Source organism: Paracoccus sp. (in: a-proteobacteria), assembly GCF_047973135.1.
Taxonomy (GTDB): Bacteria; Pseudomonadota; Alphaproteobacteria; order Rhodobacterales; family Rhodobacteraceae; genus Paracoccus.
The window spans coordinates 1-10019 of the sequence record NZ_JBKEBL010000168.1 but is presented as its reverse complement, the minus strand read 5'-3'; the positions used below and the strand labels follow the sequence as shown (position 1 = coordinate 10019).

Here is a 10019-nt window from a genome sequence, read left to right as displayed (position 1 = left end):
TCATCATCACCCTTCCGGCCTGCTGCCCGCGCAGGAAACTTCTCACCTTGCTGTTCCGCGCCCTCGAGCCACCGCCTCCGGCCTGAAGCGAAACGCCCCGCTCATCCAGAAACATCAACCTGCACAACCTCACATGACGTCAGCGGCCCGAAAAAAACGGCCGCCGAAGTCCATTGTGTGGGTCAAACCGGAATGGGCGATGCCATGCCTACACGGTGCGATACCGCAGCTTCATGAATTATTGCGGTTAGCTGGATTTAAGGAGGTCTCCCTATGCTGGAGGTCATGCATAACGGTCGCCTGTACGTGGCCGAAACGTCCGCTGCCCTGCGTCAGATGGGCGTTCCTGATCCGGCCGTTGACGCGGCCGGGGCGGATGCCCGCATGGAAGCCATTAAAGCCGAATGCCGTCGCCGCATTTATGCCGTGGCTTCTGCCGAATCGCAAATGAACATGGCTGCGGCTGTCGGGGTCATCGCGGGCAAATCCGCTGCCGAACGAACCGCCGAGGAAACCGCCACCATGGCGGCTGCCGAATCCGCGATCGGTTGGGTTGCGGCGATGCGTGCCGCAATCGTCACACTGGCCGAAGATGCCAATGCCGATTTCACGGCCAGCGCTGTCTGGCCGGATGTGCCGCCCGACGCGGTGGCAATGATCGACGCGAATTTCTAGGCGAAAGCCCATGATCCGGCCCCGGCAGATGTGCCGGGGTTTCTTTCAGGAAAAGGATGAAGCAATGAGCTTTGCAAGTTTTCACCATGGAACCCGACTGGCGGAATCCAGTGAAACGCCTGTTCTGGTGCAGGTGGCGCAGACCGCCGTGGTGGGCCTGCTGGGCACCGCGCCGGATGCGGATGCGGACAGGTTTCCGATCAACACCCCCGTTTTGTTGAAGGGCAGCCCGTCTGATGCCGCTGACCTTGGCGCGACGGGAACGCTGAAGGATGCGGTCGATGACGTGTTCGACCAGATCGGGGCGTACACCATCGTTATCCGTGTGGAGGAGGGTGCAGATACCGCCGCCACCATGTCAAATCTGGTCGGCGATGCCACGCAACTGACCGGCGTGCATGCGCTGAAAAAAGCCGAGGCGCAATTGGGGATCAAGCCGCGCCTGATCGCCATTCCCGGTTTTACCAGCAGCGACGGCGTGACCGCGAACCCGGTCGTGGCCGAGCTGGTCGGCGTACTGGACCAACTGAAGGCCGTGGCTTTTGTCGATGGTCCCGACACGACCGACGCCGCCGCCATCGCATATCGCGAGATGATCGGATCGCAGCGCGTCTATGTGGTCGATCCGAAGGTGTTGGTCTGGGATACGGTGGCCAGTGTCTATGTGCCCCGTCCGGCCTCTGCCCGATTTGCCGGTGTGCAGGCCCGTGTCGATACCGAGCGTGGCTTTTGGCATTCGCTGTCGAACAAAACCATCAACGGGATCGGGGGTGCATCGCGCACCGTGACCTATGGGTTGCAGTCCGATTATCTTAATGAAAATCACGTGGGCACCGTCCTGAATATGGGATCCGGGTTCATCACCTGGGGCAACCGGGCTGCCACCACCGACGACCTGTGGATGTTCTTGTCGGTACGGCGGACGGCTGATTTTATCAATGAGGCCATCGAAAAAGCCTATCTGGAATTCGTGGACAAGCCGTTTTCGGCGGCAAACCTGAAATTCATGGTGGAAAGCGGGAATGCGGCGATGCGGTCCTTTGGGCCAAAGGGGCTGGGGGCCATTCTGGGCGGCAGGCTGTGGATCGACCAGGACAAGAATCTGCCGACCGACATGGCGGCGGGCAAGATCACCCTGTCCCTGGAATTCGAGCCGCCCGCCCCGATGGAAGACATCCGCTTCGTCGCGCATCGCAACATCCAGTACTATCTCGATCTGACCAGAGAGGCACTGAGGGCAGCGGCCTGAACAGGATTTCCGGAAGTGGATGCCCGCGTCCGGTGATCGGCCCGCAACAACAATGCGCTAAAAAGGAACGAAAATCATGAAATCCACACCCGCATATATTCTGCGGAACGCCACGATGTGGCTCAAGGAGGATCAGAAGGCCGGTCAGGTGTCAGAGATGACCGTCCCGCCGTTTAAGGTCAAAGCCGAAAAATTCCGCAATGCCGGAATGGCCATGGAGCGCGAGGTGCCCATGGGGTACGAACGGGAGAACGCGAAATTCAAAATGACGGCTCTTGATCCTGCGACCATCGCATCGATCAATGGCATGCCGGGCAGCACGGACACGCTGATGATCACTGGCAGCCTGGCGGATGAGGACGGCACCATCAATAATGTCACCTGCTACCTGCGCGGCTTTCTGAAAGAGGCAGATTTCGGCAGTTGGAAACCGGGCGACAAGGCGGAAGCAGATTATGTTTTTGCATGGGAATACCTCAAACTTGAGATTGGCGGGTCTGTGGTGATCGAGGCCGATGATTTCGATGTCAGCATCGGTGGCGTCAGCCAGACCGGCGGCATCCGCTCTGCTTTGATGCTGTAAGGGGGGCACCATGGACTATCCCATAGAGGTGATCCTCCGCCGCCCCGTGACCATCGATGGCCGGACCTTTGACAGGCTGGTCTTCGATGAGCCTGACCTCGGGACCAGTATCGCGGTAGAGGAGGCAAAATCGCACGCAGAACAGACCGTCATCCTGCTGGCCGGTATGGCAGATGTGGACCGGAAGGTGATTCTTGGGGTCAAGGAAAGCGACTTTCGGGATATCTCAAGGTGCGTGCTGGAGCCCTATCAGGCGCATGTCACCGGACAGCAGCATGACGCGGGAAACGAGCCGTCGGCGAGGTAGCAAAAGACCTGCGCTTCGCCGCTGGATTCGTGGCGATGGTGTTTTCGACCCCGCTGCAGCAGGTGCTGACGATGAGGGTCGGCGACTTCATCCGCTGGAAGGACACGGCCCGCGACCTGTGGGAGGCGACCCGGCCGAAATTCGGATGACGGTTGCCTCCCGCCCTGCCCATGCGCCTTTGCGAATGCCTGACCCGAGCCGGTTCAGTCCCGCGTTCTTTTTGCCGCGAGCGGGCGCTGGAAGGCGTTCAGCTGATCGCGTTGCATCGGGCGGGTTGGTCCGCCTTGATGCGTCATGACGCGATATGTCACGACCAGCAGCAATGCGAAGGCCAGTGCACCCCAAAGGCTGCCTGCGAACATCCCGACAAGGATTGTCGCCGCGACGGCGGCGGCAATCATGAAGATGGCAAAGATCATCGCAAAGACTTCCATGCCTTCAGAATAGGCATTTTCCCCTGAAATTCAACGTTGGTGTCCGCCCCCATGACAACCAGACGCATCGAAACGCAACTGACCATCAAGGCGGTTGACCAGTATTCCGACGCGCTGAAAAGCATGCGGACGGTCACGGGCCGCTTCGCGGATGGCGTGCGCACGGAACTGGGCAATCTCCAGAAGATGCGCGGACCGCTGAGCCTGATCGAGGATTTCAGAACCGCGCAAGCCAAGACCGATCAGGCGCGCATGGCGTTCGAGCGCCAGAAAGCCGAGGTCCGGCGTCTGCGCGAGGAAATCGGCAGGACAGAACGCCCGACGCTGGCCATGTCGCGCGCTTTCGAACAGGCTCGGGGCAAGGCCGAGCGGCTTCGCAGCGCGCATCAGCGCCATCTGGCCGGGTTGCGCGACATGGGTGGCCGACTGCGCGAGGCCGGGATCGACACGGCCGATCTTGGCGGCGCGCAAAGGCGGCTGGCCGACGCGCTGGATGTCGCAACCTCTGCCTTCGGTCGGCAGATGGATCGCATGAAGCGTCTGGAAACCATGCAGACCCGCATCGGCGAAGCGCGGGAGCGTATGGACCGGTCGCTGTCGACGGCGGCAAATTTGTCATTTGTCGGCGATGCCTCGATGCAGACCGGGCGACGCATCCTGACGGGTCTGTTAGGTCCGGTCCGGCAGGCCATCGATTTCGAGACAGCCATGTCGGATGTCCGAAAGGTCGTGGATTTCGACACGCCCGATGCCTTTCGGCGGATGTCAGACGATATTCTGGACCTGTCCACCCGCATCCCGATGGCGGCGGATGGGCTGGCGCAGATCGTCGCGGCGGGCGGGCAATCGGGGATCGCGCGCGAGGATCTGACCCGATTTGCCGAAATGGCCGCAAAGATCGGTGTCGCCTTTGATATTTCGGCGGACCATGCGGGCACATCTATGGCCAGTATCCAGACCGCGATGGGGCTGACGCTGGATCAGACCGGCGCATTGTTTGACGCCATGAACCACCTGTCGAACAATTCTGCGGCGAAGGCCGATCAGACGCTGGATTTCCTGAACAGAGCTGGCGCGGATGGTGCCACTTTCGGCTTTGACCAAACTGAAACGCTGGCTTTCGGGGCCGCGATGATCGCGGCGGGGGGGCAGGCCGACACCGCCGCCACCTCGTTCAGGAATATGGGCCGGGCGCTGACGCGCGGCGAAAGCGCCACCGACCGGCAGGCCGCAGCCATGCAAAAGCTGGGTCTGAAATCCGCCCAGATCGCCCGTGACATGCAGCACGATGCTGTCGGCACAACCGCCGAAGTCCTGTCACGGCTGCGCGATCTGCCCGATCACATGCAGGCATCGGTCATGTCAGACCTGTTCGGCGACGAAGCACGGGAACTGACCAAGCTGATCAATAATGCAGGACTTTTGCCAAAACTCCTGTCGATGGTCGCCAGCGAGCGCGAATATATGGGCAGTGCCGAGGCGGAATACGCGGCCCGCGCCGAAACCACTGCGAACAATCTGCAATTGTTGCGCAATCAGATGGCCCGTCTTGGCGTCAGCATCGGGGAGGTGGTGTTGCCGCCTCTGAACGACCTGCTCGAGGTGTCACAAGGCGTCATCGACAAGATGACAACATGGGCAAAAGAGCATCCGAAACTGACCAAGGGGTTGGTCATCGGCGCAGCGGCTGTCGGTGGTCTGGCGGTGGCTGGCGGGGCGCTGCTGACCGCTGCCGCAGGCCTGATCGGCACCATGGCGGTCCTGCGTTTCGGGCTGGTGGGGGTTGGCGCGCGCGCGGCCTTCGCTGCCGGTGATCTGATCGGTGTCGGCACCGCGTACCGTGGCCTGCCGCGCCTGCCGCGCTTTGCCCTGTCCAGCCTGATCACCGCAGTGCGGTGGACGGCGCAGCTGCTTCCCGCCATTTCCTGGTCAGGGCTGATCGCGCGGTCCGGTAAGTTTGGAATGAACGCTGCGGGTTGGGGCCGTCTGATCACGTCGCTCAAGTGGTTTGCGCGCGGGTCGCTGCGTCTGATTCCCGCCATCGGATGGGCCGTCATGGCAGCCGAGATCGGTCTTTTCGCCTGGAAGTATCTGGGGCTGAGCAAATTGCCATGGTCGGACTGGATACCGGATATCGACTGGGGGCGCTGGTTTTCCTTTGAGTGGGGCGATCTGCTGCCGGTCTGGTCCTGGGACTTTATTCCGGAGCTAAACCTGTCTGACAAGATTTCGTGGTTCCGGTCGCAGGCAGCTCCCCCGCGCAATGATAGCCCGCATGCAGGCTGGACGATGACCCCGGCTGCGGCTGCGGCAGATGTGATCGTTCCACCGCCCATCCAGGCGCGCGCGGCAGGTGGCCCTGTCCGGGCGGGCCATCCCTATCTTGTCAACGAAACAACGCCGCGTTCCGAATGGTTTGTTCCGTCAGGATCGGGTGGCATCCTGAATGTCTCGCAGGCGCAGTCGGTTTTTCGGTCATACCTGTCCGGATCGGCCTCGCGTCCGGCGCTTCGCAATCCCGAGATGGCCCGGCTGAACCGGGGGGCGCAGGGCCTGCGGGCGGCGGGCCTTGCCGTGCTGACCGGTTCCGCGCTTGCGGCTCCGGCTGCGGCGCAAACAGCAAGGGCGGGTGCGGTGACGGTGCAGATCGAGAATTTCACCGTTCAGGTCCCATCGGGCGTATCCGATCCGGAGGCTATTGCCAATCTCGTGTCCGAGAGGATCGGGCAACGTGTCGAGGCCGTGATATCGGCCGGTTTTTCCGACTGAGGGGGCCAGATGGCTGGACCTGTGACCATGGCCCTCGGGCCATTCATGTTTCGTGCGCATGGCTTCGGTTATTCCGGGGTCGGGCGCAAGCTGGATACCACCTGGGCCGAGATCGAGACGGCGGGGCGTCTGAACGCCCTGCAATGGATCGGACCACGTACCGAGACGGTGACTATTGAGGGGGTCTTGTTTCCGCGCGAATTCGGAGGGGACGCCACGCTGGATGCCGTCAGGCTGGCTGCAAAATCCGGGGTACCGCTGATGCTTGTCTCGCTTGGCGGACGAATTTTCGGAAGCCATGCGATTCAGAAAATCGATGAGGACCGGGCGTTTCATGACCGTTACGGAACACCGGGCCGCACGGCCTTCAGCATCGAGGTCAGGCGGCTGGGGGCCGGGTTTTCGCTCTTGTCGTTGTTTGGGGGGATCTGATGGCTGGAGTCCACGTTACCGCAGCTGGGGACGCGCTGGACCTGATCTGCCTGCGCGAATACGGGATGCAGGCCGGGGCGGTTGAGCATGTGCTGGAGGCAAACCCGCATATCGCGACCGTGGCCCATCGTTTGCCGCCGGGCCTTGAAATCGCCCTGCCTGACCTGCCGGTCCGGGACAGGGCCGGACAGGGGCCAAGGTTATGGGATTGACGCATCCATGATCCGTCCTCAAATCCGTGTCACGGTCGATGGCGTGCCGGTCTCCGGCACCTTCTTCGACCGGCTGGTCAGCCTGACCGTCACTGATCGCGAGGGCATCCGGTCGGACACGCTCGATCTGGTCTTCAGCGATGCGGTGCCACATGTCCGGTCGCCCCGGCGCGGGGCGATTGTCGCGGTGACCATTCTCAACGGCACCGGCACCGGGTTTGTCGGGGCCTATGTCATCGACCGGATAGAAATCGCCTGCCTGCCGTCCACCATCTCGGTCAGGGGGGCATTCGGCAGACCTGCGGTCCGAGATGAAGACCAACAAGAACCGGTATTGGGACGGCGCATCGGTCGGGCGCATCGTCGAGGAAAAGGCCCGCGACCATGGCCTGAAATCCAAACTTTCCGATTCCGTGTCGGGGCACGTTTATGAATGGATCGGCCAGCAGGACGAATCCGATCTGAACTTTCTGGAACGGCTGGCGCAGCGCCACGGGGCGCTGTTCACGATCAAAAATGGCGTGCTGCTATGGCTGGATCGCGGCACCGGCAAGACGGCGGACGGCACCGCCATCCCGCCATCGGCGATCCTGAAACCCTCGATCATCGAAGGATCCTGCCGGATGTCGGAAACCGATGTCGATCGCTTTGCCACGGTCAAGGCGTACTGGCAGGACCGTGCGGGCGCTGAACGACAGGAAATTGTGGTGGCGGCAGACCCGGAGGCCAGCGGCGAGCATGTCCTTCGCGAACCGTATAGTTCGAAAGCCGAGGCAGAAGCCGCCGCAACGGCTGCCGCCCGGCAGATGACGCGGGGACTGACCGAAATTGCCTGTTCGATAATCGGGCGACCGGACCTGATGGCCGGTCAGCCGGTGATCTTTACCGGAGTGCATCCCGAGATCGACGGTCGCCCGTTCATTGTCGATCTGGCGATGCACAGCTTCACGAAATCCGGCGGTTTGCGAACCGCCGTCACCGGGAAACTGAAAGCCGGTGAGTAGCGCAGGTTCCGGCTTGAGGCCGGATTTTTAAAATGAGGTGGGACACCATGGCTATATCGCAGACCAGAGTAACGGGATCCCTGAAGCGACCGGATGGCAAGCCCGCCCGGCTCGTTGGGGTGAAATTCATTCTTGATTCGACGGATCACGAAAACGGTGAAACGGTTCTTTCAGGGGCTATAGAGGCCGCGGTTGACACGACAAACGGCAGCTTTTCCGCCAATGTCTGGCCCAATGATCAGGGAGCGAATGGCACCAGCAGATATTCCGTTGAATACAAGTTTTCCGATGGCGAACCGATTCGCATCCCCGATTTGTACGTCATGCATGGCGGCAGTCCGAAAACGATCGAGACCATCGTTTTCGAAAGTGCCGTCGCCACGGACATCGCCCCCAGAAGCCTGCATGTGCTGACACAGGCAGAATTTGACGCACTTGTGAATCTGGAGGCGGATTCGGTTTATCTGGTGACGGCATGATCCGATATATCAGCGACCATGTCATCGCCGCCTATGTGACCGATGCCGGTACTAATCTGCGCCGCGCCGATATTCTGGATCACAATCGCAACTCGCTTCTGGCAGTGCAATCGGTCACGCCCACGGTTCCGGGCCAATTCGCACTGTCTGGCTGGTCGGTATCCACCGGTCCATCAGACGCCCGGATCATCGTCGAGATCAGCGCATTGCCGGATGACGGCGGCAGTCAGATCATCGGACTGGAATACAGCCTTGATGGCGGTGCGGACTGGGCTGTTCTGGATGGGACGGGCCCCGGCGCGCGGACCTTGACGATGGCGGCGGCGGGTGCGGCTTACAGCATCGTGCTGCGGGCGATCAACGGGATCGGCGCGGGTCCGGGAAGTGCGGCGAAATCCGTAACCAGCGGCGCGGCGGCGGCAACTGCACCGATCATGTCCACCGCACCATCGATCAGCCCCTCCAGCGGTCCGGTCGGCACCGTGTTTACAGTGACCGAGGGCATCTATTCCGGGACCGCGCCGATCACGATCACGGGCAGCCTGACGCAGGGGGGCGTGGATGTGACGTCGGTTATGTCCGGCATGACCTTCACCTCGACATCTGAGGGCGCGCTGGTCTGGTCCGAGACAGCAGCAAACGCGGCAGGCGCTGCGCCTGCACGGGCGGCATCTGCGACAATCTCCGATTCCGATACCGCCCCCGGCCTGCTTGCTGTTTCGCCCGACGCGACCCTTGACATGCATGTCTCGGAAACCGGCGGCGTGGTGACGATCACCATTGCCAGCCCGGCGGAATATGCGGGGACATATGGTCTGGACGCAGCGCAATTGGCAGCCGATCTGGCGGCAGGGCCGGTCTGGCTGGTCGCGCCGGTGATCAGTGCCACAATCCCTGTCGAAGGCGGCGAGGTGACGATGCTGCCCGGCCTCGCAATCTTTGATGCCGACCAGCCCGCCCCGGTGATCAGCGGGGCGCTGTATCGCGGCGAGACGAGCCTTGGCGCGGTCGCGCTGCCCTATGTCATCACCGCCGCCGATCAGGGCCAGAACCTGACATGGCGCGAGACAGGCGGGACGGTGACGGCAATCTCCAATCTGCTGGCTGTCGCCGCGCCGGGCGATCTGGCCGACACGTTCAGCGCGCCCGATGGCACGAAACTGACCGCCTATGTCGGCGAAAGCGGTTATGGATGGTCCGGCTTTGCGTCCGGCGCGACCATTGAAAATGGCGAACTGAAATCGACCGGCTACGGGGCCGGGCGACTGATGTTCCGGCAAGACGTCATTGGCGCGGATTACCGGATAACGGCGCGGATGAAGAATATCCCGACAGGGTTCGGGATCAACTCTGGGCTGGCCCTCGCCGCGCGGATCACTCAGACCGCAACCCGTGAAAGCGGGTATTACGCGCTTTACAACGGATCGCGCTGGTATCTGGCATCCATGACCGATGGGAGCGTGCCGAACACCCCCTATGTGACATCTGCGGTTCCGGCCGAGGCGGATATTGCCCTGGAAGTTGTCGGTCAGAACATACGCCTGTTCGTCGATGGCGTGCTGACCCACAGCATCGTCAGCGCCGATCACCCAACCGGTCAGCCTGGGTTGTATTGCATCGGCAATACCACAGACAAATCTCTGCTCAACTTCCGTGTCGAGGCCATCTGATATGAAAATCGGGTTCAATTTCGCGAATAACAAATCCGTCGCCCTGACCGTGGATCAGGATAGCCAGTCCAGCCAGCAAAAGATCGACCGTTGGGGCGTGGCGCATGACGCTGTGGCGGTGCGTGCGGGCCGGATGAACAGCCTTACGATCAATGTGCCGGGCGCTGTCGCGCAGCAGGATGGCAGCTATGCGCTGGACCTGCTG

General features: G+C 61.7%; 13 protein-coding genes. 12 read left to right on the top strand and 1 reads right to left on the bottom strand.

Features of this window, described 5'->3' with window-relative positions; translation table 11 throughout:
• The first annotated feature begins 273 nt into the window (after positions 1–273).
• The 4 genes from ACK5L9_RS12905 (at position 274) to ACK5L9_RS12890 (ending at position 2814) form a co-directional block, all read left to right on the top strand.
• Entirely contained in the window at positions 274–675 is a 402-nt protein-coding gene (locus ACK5L9_RS12905) for a hypothetical protein (RefSeq protein WP_416911871.1), read from the top strand.
• 64 nt (positions 676–739) lie between these two features.
• On the top strand, positions 740–1924 hold the full coding sequence (locus tag ACK5L9_RS12900) for a phage tail sheath subtilisin-like domain-containing protein (protein ID WP_416911870.1): 1185 nt from the start codon (positions 740–742) through the stop codon (positions 1922–1924).
• A gap of 76 nt (positions 1925–2000) precedes the next feature.
• Positions 2001–2507: a phage major tail tube protein gene (locus tag ACK5L9_RS12895; protein WP_416911869.1), complete on the top strand. Its 507-nt coding sequence runs from the start codon at positions 2001–2003 to the stop codon at positions 2505–2507.
• Positions 2508–2517: 10 nt separating this feature from the next.
• Positions 2518–2814 carry a hypothetical protein gene (locus tag ACK5L9_RS12890; RefSeq protein WP_416911868.1) on the top strand — a complete coding sequence of 99 codons (297 nt, stop codon included), beginning with the start codon at positions 2518–2520 and terminating at the stop codon, positions 2812–2814.
• A gap of 203 nt (positions 2815–3017) precedes the next feature.
• On the opposite strand, the gene ACK5L9_RS12885 is transcribed toward ACK5L9_RS12890, so the two are convergent.
• Positions 3018–3233, bottom strand: a complete 216-nt coding sequence (locus tag ACK5L9_RS12885; RefSeq protein WP_416911867.1) for a hypothetical protein — start codon at positions 3231–3233, stop codon at positions 3018–3020.
• Positions 3234–3299: 66 nt separating this feature from the next.
• Here ACK5L9_RS12885 and ACK5L9_RS12880 point away from each other — a divergent pair, with 66 nt between their 5' ends.
• The 8 genes from ACK5L9_RS12880 to ACK5L9_RS12845 form a co-directional block, all read left to right on the top strand.
• Positions 3300–6017, top strand: a complete 2718-nt coding sequence (locus ACK5L9_RS12880) for a phage tail tape measure protein (RefSeq protein ID WP_416911866.1) — start codon at positions 3300–3302, stop codon at positions 6015–6017.
• Positions 6018–6026: 9 nt separating this feature from the next.
• Positions 6027–6449 (top strand): phage tail protein, encoded by a 423-nt coding sequence (locus ACK5L9_RS12875; RefSeq protein ID WP_416911865.1) that lies wholly within the window; start codon positions 6027–6029, stop codon positions 6447–6449.
• Positions 6449–6661 (top strand): tail protein X, encoded by a 213-nt coding sequence (locus tag ACK5L9_RS12870; RefSeq protein WP_416911864.1) that lies wholly within the window; start codon positions 6449–6451, stop codon positions 6659–6661. The genes ACK5L9_RS12875 and ACK5L9_RS12870 overlap by 1 nt, the downstream gene beginning before the upstream one ends.
• A 7-nt stretch (positions 6662–6668) precedes the next feature.
• The gene (locus tag ACK5L9_RS12865; RefSeq protein WP_416911863.1) at positions 6669–7094 is read left to right on the top strand and encodes a hypothetical protein; all 426 of its coding nucleotides are present in this window, start codon (positions 6669–6671) and stop codon (positions 7092–7094) included.
• Complete coding sequence (locus ACK5L9_RS12860; protein WP_416911872.1) at positions 7021–7665, top strand: phage late control D family protein; 645 nt, start codon at positions 7021–7023, stop codon at positions 7663–7665. The genes ACK5L9_RS12865 and ACK5L9_RS12860 overlap by 74 nt, the downstream gene beginning before the upstream one ends.
• 32 nt (positions 7666–7697) lie before the next feature.
• Entirely contained in the window at positions 7698–8144 is a 447-nt protein-coding gene (locus ACK5L9_RS12855) for a hypothetical protein (protein ID WP_416911862.1), read from the top strand.
• The gene (locus ACK5L9_RS12850; RefSeq protein WP_416911861.1) at positions 8141–9814 is read left to right on the top strand and encodes a hypothetical protein; all 1674 of its coding nucleotides are present in this window, start codon (positions 8141–8143) and stop codon (positions 9812–9814) included. Before ACK5L9_RS12855 ends, ACK5L9_RS12850 begins: the two co-directional genes overlap by 4 nt.
• Position 9815: 1 nt before the next feature.
• Positions 9816–10019, top strand: a 204-nt coding sequence (locus ACK5L9_RS12845; RefSeq protein ID WP_416911860.1) for a hypothetical protein, incomplete at its 3' end; no start/stop codon positions are given.